We start from the raw sequence: 22,344 nt of genomic DNA on the forward strand, positions 1-22,344 counted from the left end.
GAAGGCGCCGGGGCCGGTCTGTGGAACGAGGTGCCGCTACTTCTTGACGGTCACCGGCTTCGAGGTCTGCACGACCGGCAGGAAGCCGTCCTTGCTGTAGGTGACCTTGACGGAGACCTTCTTGCCCTTCATCGCCTTGGTCATCTTGAGCGACGGCTTGGTCGCGCCCTTGATCGCCTTGCCACCGGCGAGCCACTGGTACTTGACGGTCGCGCCGTCGGTCTTGCCGGGCACGGCCTTCAGGGTCTTGCCGACCTTCGGGGTGCCGGTGATCTTGACCGCGCCGGTCACCGGGACGGCGACGGGCTCGACCTCGTCGGAGACCGTGACGGTGCCGACGGTCTGGTCCTGGGCGGCCGCGGGGACGCAGGTGGCCGTGGCGGGGACACCGAAGTCGGGCTCGGTCTTCAGGTCGAGGTCGGTGATCTCGCCGACCGTGATCGGGAGGGCCCCGAGCTCGGCGGGCGCGGTCACGTTGCCCGTGCCGGTGGTCGTGAACACCAGGTCGCTGAGCGGAGCGCTCGCGGGGTCGAGCGTCACGACCGACGTCACGCCACCGACGGTCAGCGGAACCGCGAAGTCGGCGGTGAGGCCGGTCACCGGGCCGAAGGACGCGGAACCCATGTCCAGGGTCGCGGCGATGCTCACGGGGAACGCCGCACCGGGGGCGACCGCCTCGGGCACGGTCAGCTCGAGCGAGACCGTGGTCGGCTGTGCCTTCGTCTGGCCGGCGCCGCTCACGCTGCAGGTGTAGTCCAGGTCCACCGGAGCGGCGTTGGCCGCGCTCAGACCGATCTGCGGAGCCACCATCAGGCCACCGGCGACCAGGGCGCCCGAGGCCAGCGCGGCGAACCGACGACGCGTGCTCGACTTCTGAATCATGAAACTCCCCTTCGGGCCACCACGGTGGCACGTACGGCCCCGAGCCACTCGACTCGGGGGCGGCCCGTCCGGGGCCGTGGGAGCACCTTAAGCCGAAGTTGTGCGAAATATATGATTTCGCGCACAGAAATTCGGAAAGTCTCAGCGGCCCACGAACGCGGCCTTCCCCGGGCCGCTCTCGATGAACGACTGCATGCCGATCGCCCGGTCCTCGGTCGCGAACAGCGCCGCGAACTGCTGCCGCTCGATCTCGAGGCCGGTCTCCAGGTCGACCTCGACGCCCCGGTCGATGCTCTCCTTCGCCGCGCGGATCGCGTACGACGCCGCTGTGGTGAACTGCCGGGCCCAGGCGAGAGCCTCGTCGTAGACCGACTCCGCCGGGACCACCTTGTCGACCAGGCCGATGGCGAGGGCCTCCTCGGCCTGCACGAAACGGCCCGTGAAGATCAGGTCCTTGGCCTTGCTCGGGCCGACCAGGCGGGTCAGCCGCTGGGTGCCGCCCGCGCCCGGGATGATGCCGAGCAGGATCTCGGGCTGGCCGAGCACCGCGTTGTCGGCGGCGATCCGGATGTCGGCGCACAGCGCCAGCTCACACCCGCCGCCGAGCGCGTAGCCCGTGACCGCGGCGACGACCGGCTTGGGGATCCGGGCCACGGCGCCGAAGGACGACTGCAGCGCGCCCGAGCGCTTGACCATGTCGGTGTACGACATGTCGGCCATCTCCTTGATGTCCGCGCCCGCCGCGAAGACCCGCTCGCCGCCGTACACGACGACGGCCTTCACGTCGTCGCGCTCGGTGGCCTCGGTCGCGGCCGCGCGGATCTCCTCCTGGACCTGGACGTTGAGCGCGTTCATCTTCGGCCGGTCGAGCCGGATCGTGCCGATCCCGTCGGCAACCTCCAGTCGTACGAACTCGCCCATGTCACGCCCTGCCTCTCGTCTTCGCTTCGTGTCTCGCTCGAACTCGGTCACCGGCATTGTGTCGTGATCGTGAACAATGGCGCGGGTGACCCCAGGACTGTGGCGCAACCGCGGCGAGCGAGCCTCCGTGTGGCCCGGGCGGAACTGGCCCCTCGGGTCGACGTGGTCCGCCGAGGCGACGAACTTCGCCGTGCACGCCCCACGGGCGACCGCCGCCTGGGTCTGCCTGTTCGACGACGAGGGCGGTGAGCGGCAGCACCGCCTCACCGAGCAGACCCTCGGCATCTGGCACGGCGCGATCCCCGACGTGGTGCCGGGCACCCGCTACGGCTACCGGGTCGCCGGCCCCTGGGACCCCGAGCAGGGCTTCCGCTTCAACGTGAACAAGCTGCTGCTCGACCCGTTCGCGAAGGCGGTGAGCGGCGAGGTGACCGTCGACCCCGCGATCTTCGGCTACCGGTTCGACGACCCCGCCCACATGAACACCGACGACTCCGCGCCGTACGTCCCGCGCAGCGTGGTCGTCGGCGACGACGGCTTCGACTGGGGCGACGACGCCCCGCTGCGGCACCGCTGGCGCGACAGCACGATCTACGAGGTGCACGTCAAGGGCATGACGGCGCTGCACGACCGCGTGCCCGAGGAGCTGCGCGGGACGTACGCCGGCCTCGGCACGCCTGCGGTCGTCGACTACCTCAAGGACCTCGGGATCACGGCCGTCGAGCTGTTGCCGATCCACCAGTTCACCAGCGAGCCGGCGCTGGTCGAGCGCGGGCTGGTGAACTACTGGGGCTACAACTCGATCGGGTTCTTCGCACCGCACAACGCCTACGCCGCCGCCGGCGACCGGGGCCAGCAGGTCACGGAGTTCAAGGCGATGGTGAAGGCGTTCCACGAGGCCGGCATCGAGGTGATCCTCGACGTCGTCTTCAACCACACCGCGGAGGCCGGTCCGCTCGGGCCGACGCTGTCGTTCCGCGGCCTCGACGACCGCGGCTTCTACTGCCGGGTCAGCGACGGCGACCCCGCGACGGACTTCGACGACACCTACTGGGACGTCACCGGGTGCGGCAACACCGTCGACGCGTCCGACCCGTTCGTGCTGCGGCTGATCCTCGACTCGCTGCGGTACTGGGTCACCGAGATGCACGTCGACGGGTTCCGCTTCGACCTGATGTCCGCGCTCACCCGCGTGCAGCACAGCGTCGACATGGCCTGTCCCCTGCTGATCGCGATCGGCCAGGACCCGGTGCTGCGGCACGTGAAGCTCATCGCGGAGCCCTGGGACGCGTCGATGGACGGCTACCGCGTCGGCGAGTTCCCGCCGCCGTGGGTGGAGTGGAACGACCAGTACCGCGACGAGATCCGCGACTTCTGGCGCAACCACTCCGCCGGGATCCGCACGGTCGCGACCCGGCTGGCGGGCTCGTCCGACCTCTACCTCGACGACGGGCGCTCGCCGTACGCCTCGATCAACTTCGTCACCGCGCACGACGGGTTCACCGTGCGCGACCTGGTCACCTACGAGCACAAGCGCAACGAGGCCAACGGCGAGGACAACCGCGACGGCACCGACAACAACCGGTCGTGGAACCACGGTGTCGAGGGCGAGATCGACGACAAGGAGATCGTGGCCGTACGCCGCCGGCAGGCGGCGAACATGATGGCCACGCTCTGCCTGTCCAACGGCGTCCCCATGATCACCGCCGGCGACGAGCGCGGCCGCACCCAGGGCGGCAACAACAACGCCTACGCCCAGGACAACGAGACGTCATGGATCGACTGGCGCCCCGACGACGCGTGGCTCGACGTCTACGAGGTCACCAAGGCGGCGCTGCGGCTGCGCCGCGAGCATCCGGCACTGCGCCAGCGGCACTGGTTCGAGGGTCGGCCCACCATCCGTGGCGGCCCGAAGGACCTGGCCTGGCTGCACCCGTCCGGGCGGGAGATGGCGGACGACGACTGGTACGACGCCAACCTGCGCGCGGTCGGGATGTTCGTCTCCGGTGCCCCGCTGCGCTCCCCCGGCCCCCGTGGCGAGCAGCTGGTGGACAGCTCGTTCGTGCTCTGGTTCAACTCCGGCCCCGAGCCGCTGCGGATCGCGCTCCCCGAGAACGACTGGGTGCAGTCCGGCGAGATCGTGCTGTCGACCGAGGACGACCTGCCCACCGGGACCCCCGTCGCGGCCGGTGACCGGCTCACGCTCGGCCCCCGCACCATGCTCGTGATCCGCGAGAACTGACCGGGTCGGCACGGGTCACCCGCATCCGGGGTGACCCGCGCCGACCCGGCGTCCCTCAGCCCACCCGGACCGTCTTCGGCTTCGACGCGGAAGCCTGGACGGTGCCGGATCCCTGGTACTTCGCGACCAGCTTGTGCGGCCCCGCTGCGAGCCTGCCGAGCGCGATCGAGATCCGGCCCCGGTCGTCCTCCTCGAGGTGGGCGGAGGCGATGACCTTGCCCTTGTCGAGGACGACGACCTTGCCGAGCGGGGTGCGGTCGGCGTCGACGACGACCGTCGCCCGGGCCGGCTTGCCCGCCTTGACGACGTAGTTCGCCGTCGTGGTCGACGCGACCTTGCCGTCCTGGCCGTCCTGCCCGGCCTTGGCGGCGAACAGGCCGACGTACGGGGTCACGTAGTACTTGTCGCCGCCGTGACCGCCGACGGTGAAGCCGACCTGGAAGTGGTCGCCGGCTTGCTCGATCGGGCACGGAGCCGTGCCGTCACGCCGGTCCTGGCACTCCGGCTGCTGGGTCGCCGGACCCTTGAGCTCGCGGGTCGCGCGGACCGGGAACTGGAACTCCAGGATGTCGCCCTGGCGCAGGACGAACGGCGAGTAGTCGGCGTTGCCGATCAGGATGCCGCCGTTGACGCCGTTGTCGAACGCGAGGTCACCGGTGCCGAGGACCTGGTCCTCGCCGGACTTGGTGAGGTCCCACCGCACGTCCTCGTCGACGAACTCGATGCCGCGGGGCACCAGGATCTCCGGCAGGACGGAGACCTTGCCGCTGCACGGCAGGCTGATCAGCCCGATGTAGCCGCGCAGGTAGAACTTCTCGCCGACCGACGGCACCTTGCCGTCGGGCGAGAGCCAGCCGACGTTCGCGCTGACGCCGGTGCTCGGCAGCCCGGTGATGCAGTCGACGACGGTGTCCGCGTCGGACTTGCCGTCCTGCCACTCGCCCACGGCGTGTGCGGGCGCGGACGGGGCGAGCAGGCCGAGCAGCGCGACGGTGGTCGCGAGCAGGGCCAGGAGGAGCTTCTTCATCACTGTCTTTCCTCTTCTGGTGGGGCGGGATGGTGTGGGGTCAGTCGCGGTCGGGTGCGGGCAGGTCCGGCAGGGCCATCCACGCGGCCCAGGTCAGGTCGCGCCCGACGAAGCGCGGCCGCTCGAGTGGCCAGGCGGTGGCGATCCACCGCGGCACCAGCTCGTCGAGAGCGGCCTCGACCTCGGTGCCGACGAGGCCGTCGACGACCCACCACGAGATCTCGGCGTCGGCGCCGGCCTTCTCGGGCGGGTCGACGTACACGCAGCCGAGCAGGGCGGACTCGTCGGTGTCGAACAGCGCGTAGTTGAACGACTCGTGAGCCTCGATCTCGGCCTCGTGCCGCGCGAGGTCGACGCGGTCCTGCTCGTGGGTCATGCCGACCGGCGGCCACCCCCAGGCGGCGCCGTAGATCGACCAGAGCCGGTCGCGAGAGCCCATGACGGCGGGCATGTCGAGGTCGACGTCGGACTCCCGGATCGGGCGCAGGTGGTAGCCCGTGATCAGGTCGACCCTGGTCGGGTGCTGCCAGTCGGCCGGCAGCCAGGTCTCGGTGCGGATCTCCATGACCACCACCCTCGGTGGCGGCCCTTGTCGATCACCTGCCGTTGGCTTGGAGGCCCCTTGCGTACGCCGCGACCTCGGTCACCGTGAGTCGCCGACCCTCGTCGACCGCCGCCGCGAACTCCGTCTCGCCGAGCGCGGTCGCGGCCACCGCCAGCGCCTCGGCGAGCAACGCCTCGTCCGGCTTGTAGTAGCCGTAGACGTTGGCCCCCACCGACTCCCGCAGCCGCCCGGACGCCCCGTGCAGCACGCCGACCCGGCGGTGCCGGCCGGCCTGGGACTCGACGACCGCGAGCGCGTCGAGGAAGTACGCCAGGTTGGCCAGGTCACCGGTCTCGAGGCTCAGCGCGATCCCCTCCTCCAGCTGCCGGCGGGCGCGACCGGTGTCACCGGTGGCGATGGCGACCTGGGCCGCGGTGAACAGCGCGATGTAGACCGCGAGGGGGTCGTGCCGGCGCCGTCCCGCGTCCAGCCCGAGGGTCACGAGCGCCTCGGCCCGCTCCGGGTCGCCACGCAGCAGCGCGATCGTCGCCTGCCAGACGTGCGCCAGCGTCCACAGCCAGCCGCCGCGGTCCCCGGTCCGCTCACAGAGCGGGATCGTGGCGTCCATGGCCCGCTCCGCGGCCTCGAGGTCACCCTCGGCGAGGGCGACCAGGCCGACGCCGGCGACGCAGTGCGACTGACCGACCGGGTCGTCGGTCGCCGCGGCGAGCGCGGCGCCCTCGACCCAGCACCTGGCCTCCTCGAGGTCACCCTGCGCGAAGGTCATCGCGCCGCGCGCCGCCAGCGCCCGGACCCGGACGTCGTCGGGGACGTCGCGCTCCAGCACCGCCGTCGTGATCCGCCGGCCCTCGACCAGGTGCCCGCGCAGCCACCAGAACAGCCAGAGGTCCCACGCCAGCCGACCAGTGGACTCGGCATCGCCGTCCGCGAGGCCGGACTCCAGGGCCGCGACGTAGTTCGGGTGCTCCCGCTGGGTCAGGGCGAGCGCCTCGATGGTGCCCTCGCCGCGGTAGCGCGGCTCGGTCGCCGCCGCCAGCGCTCCGAAGTAGGACCGGTGGTTGGCCCGCACCGCGAGCGCCTCGTCGCCGACGAGCCGGTCGGCGGCGTACTGCAGGATCGGCTCGAGCATCCGGAACCGGGGCGTGTCGCCGGTCGCGCCGTCCGGTACGACGAGCGAGTGCTCGACCAGCGAGTCGAGGAGCGACAGGGCGTCGGCCTGATCGGCCACCGCCTCGGCCGCATCCAGGCTGAAGCCGCCGGCGAACACCGACAGCCGCCGGAACAGCTGCTGCTCCTCCGGCCGGAGCAGGTCGTGGCTCCAGTCGATCGCCGTCCGCATGGTGCGTTGCCGGGGCGGCAGGTCGCGGGCGCTCGAGGTCGCCATCATCTCGTCGAGGCGGGGCAGCATCGCGACCGGCGGCAGCAGCCGGACCCGGGCCGCGGCCAGCTCGAGAGCCAGCGGGATGCCCGCGAGCCTGCGGCAGATCGCACCGACCGCTGCGGCGTTCGAGGCGTCCAGCTCGAAGCCGGGCGAGGCCGCCTCGGCCCGCTCGACGAACAGCGCGACGGCGGCGGACGACTCGATGTCCTCCGGGTCGGCGGCGTCCGGGGCGGGCAGGGGCAGCGGCGTCACCTGGTACTGGATCTCGCCGCGGACCCGCAAGGGAGCGCGGCTGGTGACGAGCAGAGTGAGACCCGGGCACGACGCGACCAGGCGGCTCACCTGTCCGGCCGCCTCCAGGAGGTGCTCGTGGTTGTCGAGCACGACCAGCAGCTCGCGGTTGCGCAGGTGCTCGGCGACGGTCGCCACCGGGTCGAGACCGTCGGTAGCCGTCAGCCCGGTCGCGCGGCCGACCTCGGGGACGACGGTCGCCGGGTCCGTCAGCGGCGCCAGGGAGATCATCGCGACGCCGTCGCGGTACGCCGGGGCCGCGGCCGTCGCCACCGCGTGGGCGAGCCGGGTCTTGCCGACCCCGCCGACCCCGGTGAGCGTGACGATGCGTTGCGCGCTGTCGTCGAGCAGCGAGCGCACGTAGGCGACCTGGTCGGCGCGGCCGACCAGCTCGCCGGCCGGCGGGACGATGTCGCGACGCAGGTCGGCGCCCAGGTCCGTTCGCTGGTCCGTTCGCTGGTCCGCGGGCCGGGTCGCCGCCGGGGCTGCCGGGGGTCGGGGGTCGTCGAGCAGGGTGTCGTCCTGCTCGAGGATGCGCTGGTAGAGCCGCTGCAGCTCCGGGCCGGGGTCCAGGCCGAGCTCCTCGACGAGCACCGCGCGCACGTCGGCGTAGACGGCGAGGGCGTCGGCCTGGTTGCCCGCGCGGTACAGCGCCAGCATCTGACGGACGCGAAGCGGCTCGCGCAACGGGTGCTCCGCCACCAGCGGGGCGAGGTCCGCCAGCACGCGGTCGTGCCGGCCCAGTGCCAGGTCGAGGTCGGCCGCGAGCTCGTGGCCGGCGAGGCGCTGGCCGGCCAACCGGGCGGCCTCGGTCTGCGCGAACGGCTGCTGGACCTCGGCGTACGCGTCCCCTCGCCAGAGCGCGAGCGCTTCCTCGACCTGCTGCCGTGCGAGCTCGAGGTCGCCCGCGGTCCGGGACGACCTGGCCCGGCCGAGCAGAGCGACGAACCGGACGGCGTCGATCGACTCGGCGGGCACGTCGAGGCGGTAGCCCGGTGGCACCGTCACGATCTCCAGCCCGTCGGACGCCTTCAACCGGGCGCGCAGGCGGGAGATGATCGCGTGCAGGTTCGCGGTCGTGGCGCCGCGGGCGCCGTCGCCCCACACCCGCTCGTGCAGCGCGTCGGTCGAGACGACCCGGCCCACGTCGACGATCAGGGCCGCCAGCACCTCACGGTGTCGTGGCGAACCGACGTCCACGGGCCCGGCCGGCCCGTCCACCTCGAGCGGCCCGAGAACTCTGATCACGGGCACACCCTAGGGAGCACCGGGCGCTCCGGCGCGCGAATCGCGCGACGAGGACGGCGAGACCGGCCTACGGCAGGGCGACGACGCCGAGCTCGGCCGGGGAGGCCAGCAGGTCGTTGCGCGGGATGACCCGCACGGTGTACCCGAAGGCGCCGGAGTGGTCGAGGACGAGGTCGCCGTCGAAGCGGTGCCGGCCACCCTCGTAGGTCTCGGCCACGCGCAGCGACTCGACGGTCGTGTCGCTGAGCTCGTCCTCGCCGTTGCTGCGGCCGTGGATCAGCTGGACGTCGACGTCGGCGGGCGACAGGTCGCCGAGCGCGACGAACGCGCACACGCTCATCTGGTCGCCGACCTCGGGCGCGTCGCTCACGCCGCTGCTCTCCACGTGCTCGACGCGGACGCCGGACCAACCGGTGCGGACCTTCTTCTTCCACGCAGCCAGCTCCGCGGCCCCGGCGTAGTCGGAGTTGAGCGCCCGCGCGGTCAGCGCGGCCGGCGTGTAGAGCTGGCGCACGTAGTCGCGGACCATCCGGGTGGCCAGGACCTTCGGGCCGAGCGACTTCAGCGTGTGCCGCGTCATCTCGATCCAGCGGGCCGGGACGCCCTCGGCGTCGAGGTCGTAGAACCGCGGCGCGACCTCGTTCTCGATCAGGTCGTAGAGCGCGTCGGCCTCGAGGTCGTCGCGGTGGTCGACGTCCTCGACACCGTCGGCGGTCGGGATCGCCCAGCCGTTGTTGCCGTCGTACCACTCGTCCCACCAGCCGTCGAGCACCGACAGGTTGAGACCGCCGTTGAGCGCGGCCTTCATGCCCGAGGTGCCGCACGCCTCGTAGGGGCGCAGCGGGTTGTTCAGCCAGACGTCGCAGCCGGGGTACAGCGGCTGCGCCATCGCGATGTCGTAGTTCGGCAGGAACACGATCCGGTGCCGGATCTCCGGGTCGTCGGAGAGCCGGACGATGTCCTGGATGAGCTTCTTGCCGCCGTCGTCGGCCGGGTGCGCCTTGCCGGCGATCACCAGCTGGATCGGCCGCTCCGGGTGCAGCAGGAGGCTCTTGAGCCGCGCGGGGTCGCGCATCATCAGCGTCAGGCGCTTGTACGACGCCGCGCGCCGCGCGAAGCCGATGGTGAGGACGTCGGGGTCGAGGGCGTTCTCGATCCAGCCGAGCTCGGCGCGCGCCGCGCCGCGCTTCTCCCACGAGCGGGCCAGCCGCTTGCGGGCGTCCTTGACCAGCCGCTCGCGCAGCAGCCGCTTGGTCGCCCAGACCTCGGCGCCGGGCACCTTGTCTGCGGCGGCCCAGAAGGCGGTGGTGTCGTCGTCCTCGGGGTCGGCGCCCTGGCCGACGGCCAGCGCCACGACCTCGCGCGCGACCCAGGTCGGCGCGTGCACGCCGTTGGTGATCGAGGTGATCGGGACCTCGGCCTCGTCGAACGCCGGCCACAGCCCGCGGAACATGCCGCGGCTGACGTGGCCGTGCAGCTGCGAGACGCCGTTCGCGCGCTGCGCGAGCCGGAAGCCCATCACCGCCATGTTGAAGACCGAGGCGTCGCCGCCCTCGTAGTCCTCGGCGCCGAGCGCGAGCACCCGGTCGACCGGCACGCCCGGGGTCGGGCCGGCCTCGCCGAAGTACTGCTCGATGAGCGTGCGCGGGAACCGGTCGATGCCGGCGGGCACCGGGGTGTGGGTCGTGAAGACCGTGGAGCCGCGGCCGACCTCGAGGGCGGTGTCGAAGTCGAGCTTCGGACCGCCCTCGGCGACGGTGAGCTCGCGGATCCGCTCCAGACCGAGGAAGCCCGCGTGGCCCTCGTTGGTGTGGAAGACCTCGGGCGCGGGGTGGCCGGTGATGCGGCAGAACGCGCGGATCGCGCGCACGCCGCCGACGCCGAGCAGCAGCTCCTGGCGCAGCCGGTGCTCGCTGTTGCCGCCGTACAGCCGGTCGGTGATGTCGCGGTAGGTCTCGGGGTTGTGCTCGAGGTCGGTGTCGAGCATCAGCAGCGGCACCCGGCCGACGCGTGCGACGAATATCCGTGCCTCGATGTCGGGGCCGCCGGGGACGGCGATGCTGATCGTCGCCCGCTCGCCGTTCTCCTCGCGCAGCAGCGAGATCGGCAGGCCGTCGGGGTCGAGGACGGGGTACGACTCCTGCTGCCAGCCCTCGCGCGACAGCGCCTGCTTGAAGTAGCCGTGCCGGTAGAGCAGGCCGACGCCGATGATCGGGACACCCAGGTCGCTGGCGGCCTTCAGGTGGTCGCCGGCGAGGATGCCGAGACCGCCGGAGTACTGCGGGAGCACCGCGGTGATGCCGAACTCCGGGGAGAAGTAGGCGATCGCCTTCGGGCAGTCCTCGCCCGCGGCCTGGCGGCGCTGGCACCAGCGGTCGCCGGTCAGGTACCGCTCGAGGTCCGCGCGGGCGGCACCCAGGCGCTCCAGGAACGCGGCGTCGGAGGCGAGCTCCTCGAGGCGGTCGCGGCCCACGGCGCCGAGCAGCTTGACCGGGTCGCGACCCGTGGACTCCCACAGCGTGGGGTCGACATACTCGAAGACGTCCTGGGCGGCTGGGTCCCAGGACCAGCGCAGGTTGCCGGCGAGATCGCCCAGCGCGGCGAGGGCCGGGGGCAGGACGGGGCGGACGGTGAAGCGACGGATAGCACGCACAGCAGGACGGTACCGCCAGATCCTTGGAACGATCAAAGAACCGGGAGACCCGCGCGGTGAGGCGGTTCACATAACGAACGATGGCGTCCGGCGTTGACTCCGGCATGACCCGATCCCCCGGCCGCCGCCACCACCGCGGCGTCGCGCTGGCCCTCCTGACCGCCACCCTGGTCCCGGGGCTCGCGCAGCTCCCCGCTCTCGCCACGAGCCCCACCCGGGCTCCCCTCCCGTCGGGCGACATCACGGTGACGCTGACGGAGCCGGTCGCCGGACTCGCCGACCTCGACCTGCGCGGCGTCGCGCGCCCGACCGCCGTCCAGCGCCGCGCCGCCACCGGGCTCAACGCGGTCGACCTGCGCTGGAACCAGTTCGGTACGCCGTCCTCGATCCTGCCGGTCACCGGCGTGCTGGCCCGGGCGACCGCGAGCGACCCGGTGGCCGCCGCCCGCGCCTGGCTGCGCGACAACGCCGCCGTCTTCGGCCTCACCCGGGCCCAGGTCGACGCGCTGGAGCTGGTCAACAACCAGAGGCTCGCGCAGAGCAGCGCTCGGGCGGTGCTGTTCCGCCAGCGGTTCGGGGAGCTCACGCCGGCGCTGGGGAGCATGGTCACGGTCGGCGTCGCGAACGGCGCGATCGCATACGCGTCGTCGTCGATCACGCGGACCACGGAGGAGCCACCGGCCGCCACCCTCACCCCGCTGCAGGCGTTCGTGAAGGCCGCTGCCGACGTCGGCCGCACGGTCACGACCGGTGACATCACCAGCGCCGTCGCGGACGGATGGACCCGGCTCTCGGTGCCCGGCTTCGCCCAGCAGCAGCTGGTCCGGCTGCGCGCGCTGGCCCTGGCCGACGGCACCGTGCGCCCGGTGTTCGAGACCAACGTCCTCGACGTCGAGGGCGGCTCGCCGTTCGCCTACACGGTGATGGTCGACGGCGTCACCGGGGCGGTCCTGCACCGGCAGAACCAGGCCGAGGCCAACAACGACGTCCATCCGTTCCAGGGCGAGGTCACCGCGACGGCGTGCGGCCCGAAGCACGAGTTCGAGCTCACCGACGGCAACACCAAGCAGATCGTCGCGGTCGCGGCGATGGCGAACACGGCCAACGACGTCGTGGTGAAGCTGTTCTCGCCCGGCGGCGACCTGCTCGTGTCCGGCGACCTCGGCACCAGCCCGGAGACCGCGACGTACGCCGCCGCGTCGATCCCGAAGGGCGTCTACACGATGCAGGTCTGCCCGTTCGACGCGCCGACCGTGCCGTTCCTGCCCCCGGGCAGCTACGTCGCCAGCGTCACCACCAGCGACACCGAGGGCCCGTCGACCGGCGACCTCGGCTTCGAGCCGAAGTGGCGCTTCTTCACCGCGAATCCCACCCTCGACTACTCCCCCGAGACCACCCCGACCAACACCGTCATCGGCTGCTGGTTCCCCGGCGCGGGCTGCACGTCGCCGAGCGGCCCGCTCCGCAACGTCGCCGCGCCCGGGCCCTGGGACACGGTGGCCGGGACCGGCATCGGCACGCTGACCACGGTCGGCAACAACGCGAACACCCACGAGGCGTGGGTCAGCCCGCTGACGCCGGGAGGTACGGCGCAGGCGCCGATCTCTCCGACGCGGGAGTACACGACGGAGTTCACCGACGCCTGGAACAACGCCCAGTGCGACCCGGCCCAGCTCACGCCCGGCGGCAACGACATCGACGCCTCGGTCGGCAACCTGTTCGTGGCCCACAACCGGATGCACGACTACTCCTACTACCTGGGCTTCACCGAGGAGAACTACAACCTGCAGGCCAGCAACCTGGGCCGCGGCGGCGTCGAGGGCGACCAGGAGATCGGCAACGCGCAGGCCGGTGCCCTCACCGGCGGGCAGCCGTCGTTCCTCGGCCGTGACAACGCCAACCAGATCACGCTGCAGGACGGCGTACCGGGCATCACGAACCAGTACCTCTTCCAGCCGCTCGCCGGTGCGTTCTACGCCCCGTGCGTGGACGGCGGTCTCGACATGGGCATCGTCGGCCACGAGTACACCCACGCGATCAGCAACCGGATGATCGGCGGCCCGGACGAGGGCATCACCTCCGAGCAGGGCGGCGCCATGGGTGAGTCGTGGGGCGACCTGACGGCCGGCGAGTACATGTTCAGCCACGGCTACGCGAACGGCGGGAACCCCTGGGCCATCGGCGTCTACGCGACCGGCAACAAGGCGGTCGCGATCCGGGACTACGCGATCAACAAGAACCCGCTCAACTACTCCGACTACGGCTTCGACAGCACCGGCAACGAGGTGCACTCAGACGGCGAGATCTGGAACGGCACCCAGTGGGAGGTCCGTCAGGCGCTCGTCGACCGGTGGAACGCCGGGTTCCCGTACGGCAACGCCCAGCTCCAGCTGCGCTGCGCCCAGGCGACCGCCGGCCAGACGCCGCTGCCGCCGAACAAGTGCCCGGGCAACCGGCGCTGGATCCAGCTGGTGTTCGACTCGTTCCTGCTCCAGCAGGGCGCGACGTCGATGCTCGACGCCCGCGACGCGATGCTCGCGGCCGACGAGATGCGCTTCGGCGGCGCGAACAACGAGGTCATGTGGGCGGCGTTCGCCCGGCGCGGCTTCGGCGTCGGCGCCTCGACGCCGAGCGCGGACTCCGGCGACGTGACCGCGAGCTTCGCCTCCCCGAAGGCGCGCAACGGCACCGTCACGTTCCGCAGCGGCTCTCCCGGCAAGGTGTACGTCGGTCACTACGAGGCGCGCGTCACCCCGGTCGCCGACACCGCGCCCGGCGGCAAGCTGAAGAACGTCGTGAAGTTCGCGCCCGGCCGCTACGACCTGACGTTCGTCTCCCCGGCCGGCGGGTTCAAGCGGCTCAAGCTGACCGTGAACCCCTGGCAGCGCAAGACGGTCCGGATCGCGACCCCGAAGAACCTCGCGGCGACCAGGAACGGCGCCAAGCTGATCGGCTCCAGCGCCGGCTCTCTCAACCCCACCTGGCTGCTCGACGGGACCGAGCGGACGGCCTGGGCCGGCGTCTCCGAGACCAACGTGGACGAGACGCACCCGTTCGTCGCGGTCGACCTGGCCGGCGGCGTGCACACCGTGCGCCGGGTCCAGGTCAGCGCGATGCTCAACCCCGCGCCGGCGGACCCCACCGAGATCCCGCTCGCGGCCGACCCCGACCCCGACTCGGGCTCCCGGTTCACCGCGCTGCGTCGCTTCGCGCTCGAGGCGTGCACGAGCAGCTGCGCGAGCGACCAGGCGGTCTGGAAGCGCTTCTACACCTCGAAGCGCAACGCGTTCCCCGCGCGCCGGCCCCGGCCGGTCGCGCCGGACCTCACGCTCCGCAGCTTCGCGGTGCCCGCCACCCGGGCCGCCGCGATCCGGCTGGTCGCCCTCGAGAACCAGTGCACCGGCTTCGGCGGGTACGCCGGGGAGCAGGACGCGGATCCGATCAACAACACCGACTGCAAGACCGGCTCCGACCGCGGGACGATCGTGCACGCCGCCGAGCTGCAGGTGTTCTGAGCGAGGGGTGGTTTCGAGGCTCGTCGCTGGCGCTCCTCGCACCTCAACCACCGTGGAGACCCGTCGTCGAGGCGCGAGCGAAGCCACCCTCGAAACCACCATGAGACCCGGTGGTCGAGGCGCAAGCGAAGCCACCCTCGAAACCACCATGAGACCCGGTGGTTGAGGTGCGAGCGAAGCCACCCTCGAAACCACCGTCGCCGAACCACTGGGTGAGATCGCCTGGTTTCCAGCCAACGCCGACGGGTACGCGGTATCCGTCGGCGTTGCACCCTCGCTAGGTTGGAGATCATGGTCGGACGCATCCCCATCATGAACGTCACGCCGCTCGTCGACCTCGGGCGGCAACCCGCCAAGGCGACCGTCGGTGAGCCGTTCCCGGTCCGCGCGACCGTGTTCCGCGAGGGACACGACAAGCTCGGTGCCGAGGTCGTGCTGATCGGCCCGGACGGCAAGCGCCGCCCACCGGTGCGGATGTCGAAGCACGGCGACGTGCCCGACCGCTACGAGACCTGGGTGACCCCGGACGCCGGTGGCGCCTGGACGTTCGAGGTGGTCGCCTGGTCCGACCCGATCGCCACCTGGCAGCACGCAGCCGGGTTGAAGATCCCGGCCGGGGTCGACGTCGAGCTGATGTTCACCGAGGGCCGGCTGCTGATCGAGCGCGTGCTCGGCGCGCTGCCGGCGCGGGACCCCGCCGTACCCGTCCTCAAGGGCGCGCTCGAGGCCGCTACCGACGCCGAGCGCCCCGAGGCCGCCCGGCTCGCGGTGCTCCAGTCGCCCGAGGTGTCCGCGGCCCTGCACGCGCACCCGATCCGCGAGCTGCTCACGGTCGAGGGGCCCTTCCCGGTGTACGCCGACCGGCCCCTCGCGCTCTTCAGCAGCTGGTACGAGTTCTTCCCGCGCTCCGAGGGCGCGACCAAGGACCCGAAGACCGGCAAGGTCACCAGCGGCAGCTTCCAGACCGCCGCCAAGCGCCTCGACGCCGTGGCGGCGATGGGCTTCGACGTCGTCTACCTGCCGCCCATCCACCCGATCGGCGAGGTCAACCGCAAGGGACCGAACAACACCCTCGACCCCGGCCCCGACGACACCGGCTCGCCCTGGGCGATCGGGTCGAAGCACGGCGGTCACGACGCGATCCACCCCGACCTCGGCACGTTCGAGGACTTCGACGCGTTCGTCGCCCGCGCCCGCTCGCTCGGGCTCGAGGTGGCGCTCGACCTGGCCCTGCAGGCCGCGCCGGACCACCCGTGGGTGAAGACGCACCCCGAGTGGTTCACGACCCGCGCCGACGGCACCATCGCCTACGCGGAGAACCCGCCGAAGAAGTACCAGGACATCTACCCGATCAACTTCGACAACGACCCCACGGGCATCGCCCAGGAGGTGCTGCGGATCGTGCGGCTGTGGATGTCCCACGGCGTTCGCGTGTTCCGCGTCGACAACCCACACACGAAGCCGGTCGTGTTCTGGGAGTGGCTGCTCAAGGAGATCCGGCGTACCGACCCCGACGTGCTGTTCCTGGCCGAGGCGTTCACCCGCCCGGCGATGATGCACGGCCTCGGCGCGATCGGGTTCCACCAGTCCTACACGTACTTCACGTGGCGCACCGCCAAGTGGGAGATCGAGGAGTACCTCCGCGAGCTGTCCCACGAGACCGACCACATGGTGCGGCCGAACTTCTTCGTCAACACCCCCGACATCCTGCACGCCTACCTGCAGTACGGCGGGCCGGCCGCGTTCAAGGTCCGCGCCGCGCTGGCCGCGACCAGCTCCCCGAGCTGGGGCGTCTACGCGGGCTACGAGCTGTTCGAGCACGTGGCGGTGCGGCCCGGGAGCGAGGAGTACCTCGACTCGGAGAAGTACCAGATCCGGATCCGGGACTGGGACGCCGCGGACCGCGAGGGCCGCACGCTGGCGCCGTACCTCACCCGGCTCAACGAGATCCGGCGTCAGCACCCGGCGCTCCAGCTGCTGCGCAACCTCGCGATCCACTGGAGCGACGACGAGAACATCCTGGTCTTCTCGAAGTCGGCCAGCCAGGGAGACGGGCGGAGCGACACCGTCATCGTGGTCATCAACACCGACCCGCACGCCGCGCGGGAGACCACCGTGCACCTGGACATGGCCGCGCTCGGGCTCGACGAGCACGACACCTTCGTGGTCCACGACGAGATCACCGGAGAGGACTGGAACTGGAGCGCGCACAACTACGTGCGGCTCGACCCGTTCCACGAGCCAGCGCACGTCCTGACGGTGAGGAGGACGCGGTGACGGAGGCCTCCCTGACGCCCCTCAACGAGCAGACCCCCGAGTGGTTCAAGACCGCGGTCTTCTACGAGGTCCTGGTCCGCGCGTTCCGTGACTCCAACGGCGACGGCACCGGCGACTTCCGGGGGCTGGTCGAGAAGCTCGACTACCTCCAGTGGCTCGGGGTGGACTGTCTCTGGATCCCGCCGTTCTTCCCCAGCCCGCTGCGTGACGACGGGTACGACGTCGCCGACTACACCGGCATCCACCCCGACATCGGCACGATCGAGGACTTCCGCTACTTCCTGGGCGAGGCGCACAAGCGCGGTATCCGCGTGATCATCGACTTCGTCATGAACCACACGAGCGACCAGCACGAGTGGTTCCAGCAGTCGCGCTCCGACCCCGACGGGCCGTACGGCGACTTCTACGTCTGGTCCGACACCGACGAGCTCTATCAGGAAGCCCGGATCATCTTCGTCGACACCGAGCCGTCGAACTGGACGTGGGACCCGGTCCGCCAGCAGTACTTCTGGCACCGGTTCTTCTCCCACCAACCCGACCTCAACTTCGACAACCCCAAGGTCCAGGAGGCGATCCTCGACGCGATCCGCTTCTGGCTCGACATGGGCATGGACGGGTTCCGCCTCGACGCGGTGCCGTACCTCTACGAGCGACCGGGCACCAACGGCGAGAACCTCCCCGAGACCCACGAGATGCTCAAGAAGGTCCGCAAGATCGTGGACGACGAGTACCCCGGCCGCGTCCTGCTCTGCGAGGCCAACCAGTGGCCCGAGGACGTCGTGGAGTACTTCGGCGACTTCGAGGCCGGCGGCGACGAGTGCCACATGGCGTTCCACTTCCCGGTGATGCCGCGCATCTTCATGGCGGTACGCCGGGAGTCGCGCTTCCCGATCTCGGAGATCCTCGAGCAGACGCCGCCCATCCCGTCGAGCTGCCAGTGGGGCATCTTCCTGCGCAACCACGACGAGCTGACGCTCGAGATGGTCACCGACGAGGACCGGGACTACATGTGGGGCGAGTACGCCAAGGACCCCCGCATGAAGGCCAACATCGGTATCCGTCGCCGGCTCGCCCCGCTGCTGGACAACGACACCAACCAGATCGAGCTGTTCAACGCGCTGCTGCTGTCGCTGCCCGGCTCCCCCGTCCTCTACTACGGCGACGAGATCGGCATGGGCGACAACATCTGGCTCGGTGACCGCGACGGTGTCCGGACCCCGATGCAGTGGACCGCCGACCGCAACGCCGGCTTCTCCTCCGCGACGCCGGGCAAGCTCGACCGCCCGGTCATCCAGGACCCCGTGTTCGGGTACCAGGCAGTCAATGTCGAAGCCCAGCTCGAGAACTCCTCGTCGCTCCTGCACTGGACGCGACGCATGATCCACGTGCGCCGCAACCACCAGGCGTTCGGCCTCGGCGAGTTCCACGACCTCGGCGGGTCCAACCCGTCGGTGCTCTCGTACGTCCGCGAGTACGCCGCCCCGGACGGCAGCGAGGACCTCATCCTGTGCGTCAACAACCTGTCGCGCTTCCCGCAGCCGGTCGAGCTCGACCTGCGCCGGTTCGAGGGACGGCGCCCGGTCGAGCTGCTGGGCGGGGTCCCGTTCCCCGAGATCGGGGAGCTGCCCTACCTGCTCACGCTGGCCGGTTACGGCTTCTACTGGTTCCGGCTGACCGCCCCCGAGGCCACCGAGGAAGGGCTGCTGCTGTGATCCCCGAACCCGAGGTCTTCACCCGCTATCTCGAGCGCACCCGGTGGTTCGGGGGCAAGGGGCGCCCGTTCGAGGTCGCCTCCGTGCGCCGGATCGGCGAGGTCCCCTGCGGCGCGGAGGGCAAGCCGACGGTCGTCATCGACCTCGTCGAGGTCGCCTACGGCGACGCGGAGGGCGGGTCCGACGTCTACCAGGTGCCAATGGCGCTCTACGAGCACCCCGAGACCCGGCTCGACCACGCGTTCATCGGTTGGTGGGAGGAGCCGACGTACGGCTGGGTGCACGCGTACGACGCCCTCCACGACCGTGAGGCGATGGCGTGCTGGCAGCGGGCGTTCGACGCCGCCGCGAAGGAGTCCGGGGGCAACCTGCTCGACGAGAGCGGCCTGCGCTTCCACCGGCTGCCCGGGCACGACCTCGACCTCGAGGCGCACTCGACGCTGTTCAGCGGTGAGCAGTCCAACTCCTCGGTGGCGTTCGGCGAGGACGCGCTGATGAAGGTGTTCCGCAAGATCACCCCGGGGGTGAACCCCGACATCAGCGTCCACGACGTCCTCACCCGCAGGGGCTCCGACCACATCGCCGCGCTGTACGGCTACCTGGACTGGGTCGACGAGGACGCCGACGGCGGCGCGGGCACGACCGTCCAGCTGGCGATGCTGCAGGAGTTCCTGCGCACCGCCAGCGACGGCTGGGACCTCGCGATCACCAGCGTCCGGAACCTGTACGCCGACTCCGAGCTGCACGCCCACGAAGCCGGCGGCGACTTCGCGTCGGAGGCCGCCCGTCTCGGCACCGCGCTGCGCGAGGTGCACGACGTGCTGGCCGAGCACTTCCCCGTCGAGGAGCTCGACGCCGCGGCCGTGGCCGAGCTGGCCGACGGCATGGACGCGCGCCTCGACGCGGCGCTCGGCGTGGTGCCCGGCCTGGCCGAGCACGAGTCCACGCTGCGCGCGGCGTACGCCCGCCTGCGCACCCTCGACGGGGTGCGGGTGCAGCAGATCCACGGCGACCTGCACCTCGGCCAGACGCTGCGCACCAGCCTGGGCTGGAAGATCGTGGACTTCGAGGGCGAGCCCGCCAAGCCGCTGTCCGAGCGGCTGCGGCCCGACTCCCCCTGGCGCGACGTCGCCGGGATGCTGCGGTCGTTCGACTACGTGCCGCACGTGGTGGAGCGGCAGCTCGCCGAGGACCACCCCGAGGACGTCGAGCAGCGCGCGCAGCGGGCCGACGAGTGGGCCCACCGCAACCGTAACCACTTCCTCACCGCCTACGCCGGCATCGACATCACCCCCGAGCAGCGGACGCTGCTCGACGCGTACGTCGCCGACAAGGCCGTCTACGAAACCGTCTACGAGACCCGCAACCGTCCGACCTGGGTGGACATCCCGCTCGAGGCCGTGGCGAGGATCGGAGCGGCATGAAGAACACCACTGTCCTGAAGGTCTCCGAGGCCGAGCTCGGCCAGATCGCCAGCGGCGAGCACGGCAACCCGCACGGCGTGCTCGGCCCGCACCCGCACGACGGCGGGGTGACGGTCCGGGTCCTCAAGCCGCTGGCCGCCAAGGTCACGGTGCGCTGGGAGGGCGGCGAGACCGAGCTGACCCATGAGCACGAGGGGATCTGGGTCGGCGTCGTACCGCTCCCCGACGTGCCCGACTACCGCGTCGCGGTGACGTACGGCGAGCACGAGCACGTGGTCGACGACCCGTACCGGTTCCTGCCCACGCTCGGCGAGGTCGACCTGCACCTGATCAACGAGGGCCGGCACGAGCAGCTGTGGGACGTCCTCGGCGCCCGCGTCCACCACTACCCCGGCGCGCTCGAGCCGGTGACCGGCACGGCGTTCGCGGTGTGGGCGCCCAACGCCCGGGCGGTCCGGATCAAGGCGGACTTCAACAGCTGGGACGGCCGCGAGCACCCGATGCGCCAGCTCGGCACGTCGGGGGTGTGGGAGCTGTTCGTGCCGAACGTCGGCACCGGCACGTCGTACAAGTACGCCGTGCTCGGGCAGGACGGGCAGTGGCGCGAGAAGGCCGACCCGATGGCGGCCTGGGCCGAGAAGCCGGCGGACACCGCGTCGCGGGTCTTCGAGTCCGGCTACACGTGGGGTGACGACGCCTGGCTCGCCGAGCGGCAGAAGCGCCAGCCGGTGGCCTCGCCGATGAGCATCTACGAGATGCACCTCGGGTCGTGGAAGAAGCACCACGACGGGCGGTACTGGTCGTGGGAAGAGCTCGCGGAGGAGCTGCCGGCGTACGTCGCCGGGCTGGGCTTCACCCACGTCGAGCTGATGCCGGTGATGCAGCACCCGTTCGGCGGCTCGTGGGGCTACCACGTGACGTCGTACTTCGCGCCGGACTCGCGCTTCGGCGACCCGGACGGCTTCCGGCTGCTCGTGGACCGGCTGCACCAGGCCGGGATCGGCGTGATCCTCGACTGGGTCCCTGGCCACTTCGCGACCGACGAGTGGGCGCTGGCGCGCTTCGACGGCACGCCGCTGTACGAGGACCCCAACCCGCAGCGCGGCTGGCACAAGGAGTGGGGCTCGCACATCTTCAACTTCGGGCGCCGGGAGGTCCGCAACTTCCTGTACGCCAACGCGCTCTACTGGCTCGAGGAGTTCCACGCCGACGGCCTGCGCGTCGACGGAGTGGCCTCGATGCTCTACCTCGACTACGCCCGCGAGGAGGGCGAGTGGTCGCCGAACATCCACGGCGGGCACGAGAACCTCGAGGCGGTGCAGTTCCTCCAGGAGATGAACGCCACCGTCTACAAGCGGGTCCCCGGCATCACCACGATCGCCGAGGAGTCGACGTCCTGGCCGGGCGTCACGAAGCCGACCTCGGCCGACGGGCTGGGCTTCGGGTTCAAGTGGAACATGGGCTGGATGCACGACTCGCTGGACTACATGGCGCACGAGCCCGTGCACCGCGCCTACCACCACGGCGAGATGACGTTCTCGCTCGTGTACGCCTGGACGGAGAACTTCGTCCTCCCGATCAGCCACGACGAGGTCGTGCACGGCAAGGGCTCGCTGCTGCGCAAGATGCCGGGCGACCGCTGGCAGCAGCTGGCGAACCTGCGCGCCTACCTCGCGTTCATGTGGGCCCACCCCGGCAAGCAGCTGCTGTTCATGGGCGTCGAGCTCGGCCAGGAGTCCGAGTGGGCCGAGTCGCGCGAGCTGGACTGGTGGCTGCTCGACCACCCCGAGCACCAGGGCGTCTCCGACCTGGTCCGAGACCTCAACAAGGCGTACGTCGACACCCCCGCGCTGTGGGCGCTCGACCACGAGCCGTCCGGCTTCCAGTGGCTCGACGCCAACGACGCGGGCCGCAACGTCTTCTCGTTCGTCCGTCGCGGCGCGCAGGGTGACCCGGACCTGGTCTGCGTCGCGAACTTCGCCGCGGTGCCGCACGACGACTACAAGCTGGGCCTGCCGGCCGCCGGCCAGTGGGACGAGGTCGTCAACACCGACGCGGCGGCGTACGCCGGCTCCGGCGTCGGCAACCTCGGCGCGATCACCGCCGTCGAGGGCGAGCACGCCGGTCAGCCCGCCCACGCGACGATCGTCGTCCCACCGCTGGCAACCGTGTGGTTCCGTCGTCAGGAGTGATCGCTAGGGTGTCT

12 protein-coding genes are annotated in these 22,344 nt (G+C 71.3%); 6 read left to right on the forward strand and 6 right to left on the reverse strand.

The annotated features are described in order from the left end of the window. Positions 1–36: 36 nt before the first annotated feature. Positions 37–882, reverse strand: a complete 846-nt coding sequence (locus ABD875_RS08985; RefSeq protein WP_345173593.1) for a hypothetical protein — start codon at positions 880–882, stop codon at positions 37–39. Positions 883–1,023: 141 nt separating this feature from the next. Next, complete coding sequence (locus ABD875_RS08990) at positions 1,024–1,803, reverse strand: enoyl-CoA hydratase/isomerase family protein (RefSeq protein WP_345173595.1); 780 nt, start codon at positions 1,801–1,803, stop codon at positions 1,024–1,026. 76 nt (positions 1,804–1,879) lie between these two features. On the opposite strand from ABD875_RS08990, the gene glgX reads away from it, so the two are divergent. Further along, positions 1,880–4,045 (forward strand): glycogen debranching protein GlgX, encoded by a 2,166-nt coding sequence (gene glgX, locus ABD875_RS08995; RefSeq protein ID WP_345173598.1) that lies wholly within the window; start codon positions 1,880–1,882, stop codon positions 4,043–4,045. Between the two features lie 55 nt (positions 4,046–4,100). Here the strand turns inward: glgX and ABD875_RS09000 are convergent, their stop codons facing one another. From ABD875_RS09000 to glgP, 4 genes are all read right to left on the reverse strand, one after another. Then, entirely contained in the window at positions 4,101–5,072 is a 972-nt protein-coding gene (locus ABD875_RS09000) for an Ig-like domain-containing protein (RefSeq protein ID WP_345173600.1), read from the reverse strand. Positions 5,073–5,112: 40 nt separating this feature from the next. Further along, positions 5,113–5,637, reverse strand: coding sequence for a GNAT family N-acetyltransferase (locus ABD875_RS09005; RefSeq protein WP_345173602.1), 525 nt, complete (start codon positions 5,635–5,637; stop codon positions 5,113–5,115). 31 nt (positions 5,638–5,668) lie between these two features. Continuing rightward, positions 5,669–8,557, reverse strand: coding sequence for an ATP-binding protein (locus ABD875_RS09010; protein WP_345173603.1), 2,889 nt, complete (start codon positions 8,555–8,557; stop codon positions 5,669–5,671). A gap of 67 nt (positions 8,558–8,624) precedes the next feature. After that, complete coding sequence (gene glgP / locus ABD875_RS09015) at positions 8,625–11,210, reverse strand: alpha-glucan family phosphorylase (protein ID WP_345173605.1); 2,586 nt, start codon at positions 11,208–11,210, stop codon at positions 8,625–8,627. 104 nt (positions 11,211–11,314) lie between these two features. On the opposite strand from glgP, the gene ABD875_RS09020 reads away from it, so the two are divergent. The 5 genes from ABD875_RS09020 (at position 11,315) to glgB (ending at position 22,330) form a co-directional block, all read left to right on the forward strand. Beyond that, a complete protein-coding gene (locus ABD875_RS09020; protein WP_345173607.1) occupies positions 11,315–14,725 on the forward strand; it encodes a M36 family metallopeptidase in 3,411 nt (1,136 codons plus the stop codon). Positions 14,726–15,016: 291 nt separating this feature from the next. Continuing rightward, on the forward strand, positions 15,017–17,002 hold the full coding sequence (locus tag ABD875_RS09025; protein ID WP_345173609.1) for an alpha-1,4-glucan--maltose-1-phosphate maltosyltransferase: 1,986 nt from the start codon (positions 15,017–15,019) through the stop codon (positions 17,000–17,002). Then, positions 16,999–18,714, forward strand: a complete 1,716-nt coding sequence (gene treS / locus ABD875_RS09030; protein ID WP_345173611.1) for a maltose alpha-D-glucosyltransferase — start codon at positions 16,999–17,001, stop codon at positions 18,712–18,714. Before ABD875_RS09025 ends, treS begins: the two co-directional genes overlap by 4 nt. After that, complete coding sequence (locus ABD875_RS09035) at positions 18,711–20,138, forward strand: maltokinase N-terminal cap-like domain-containing protein (RefSeq protein WP_345173613.1); 1,428 nt, start codon at positions 18,711–18,713, stop codon at positions 20,136–20,138. The genes treS and ABD875_RS09035 overlap by 4 nt, the downstream gene beginning before the upstream one ends. Beyond that, the gene (glgB, locus tag ABD875_RS09040) at positions 20,135–22,330 is read left to right on the forward strand and encodes a 1,4-alpha-glucan branching protein GlgB (RefSeq protein WP_345173615.1); all 2,196 of its coding nucleotides are present in this window, start codon (positions 20,135–20,137) and stop codon (positions 22,328–22,330) included. The genes ABD875_RS09035 and glgB overlap by 4 nt, the downstream gene beginning before the upstream one ends. Positions 22,331–22,344 lie beyond the last annotated feature (14 nt).

The organism is Nocardioides caricicola (assembly GCF_039541135.1).
Lineage (GTDB): Bacteria > Actinomycetota > Actinomycetes > Propionibacteriales > Nocardioidaceae > Nocardioides > Nocardioides caricicola.

Coding starts and splice junctions, on each gene's coding strand:
- glgX (WP_345173598.1), top strand. CDS start 1,880: ATGGCGCGGGTGACCCCAGGACTGTGGCGCAACCGCGGCGAGCGAGCC.
- ABD875_RS09025 (WP_345173609.1), top strand. CDS start 15,017: ATGGTCGGACGCATCCCCATCATGAACGTCACGCCGCTCGTCGACCTC.
- ABD875_RS09000 (WP_345173600.1), bottom strand. CDS start 5,072: ATGAAGAAGCTCCTCCTGGCCCTGCTCGCGACCACCGTCGCGCTGCTC.
- ABD875_RS09020 (WP_345173607.1), top strand. CDS start 11,315: ATGACCCGATCCCCCGGCCGCCGCCACCACCGCGGCGTCGCGCTGGCC.
- ABD875_RS08990 (WP_345173595.1), bottom strand. CDS start 1,803: ATGGGCGAGTTCGTACGACTGGAGGTTGCCGACGGGATCGGCACGATC.
- ABD875_RS09005 (WP_345173602.1), bottom strand. CDS start 5,637: ATGGAGATCCGCACCGAGACCTGGCTGCCGGCCGACTGGCAGCACCCG.
- ABD875_RS08985 (WP_345173593.1), bottom strand. CDS start 882: ATGATTCAGAAGTCGAGCACGCGTCGTCGGTTCGCCGCGCTGGCCTCG.
- glgB (WP_345173615.1), top strand. CDS start 20,135: ATGAAGAACACCACTGTCCTGAAGGTCTCCGAGGCCGAGCTCGGCCAG.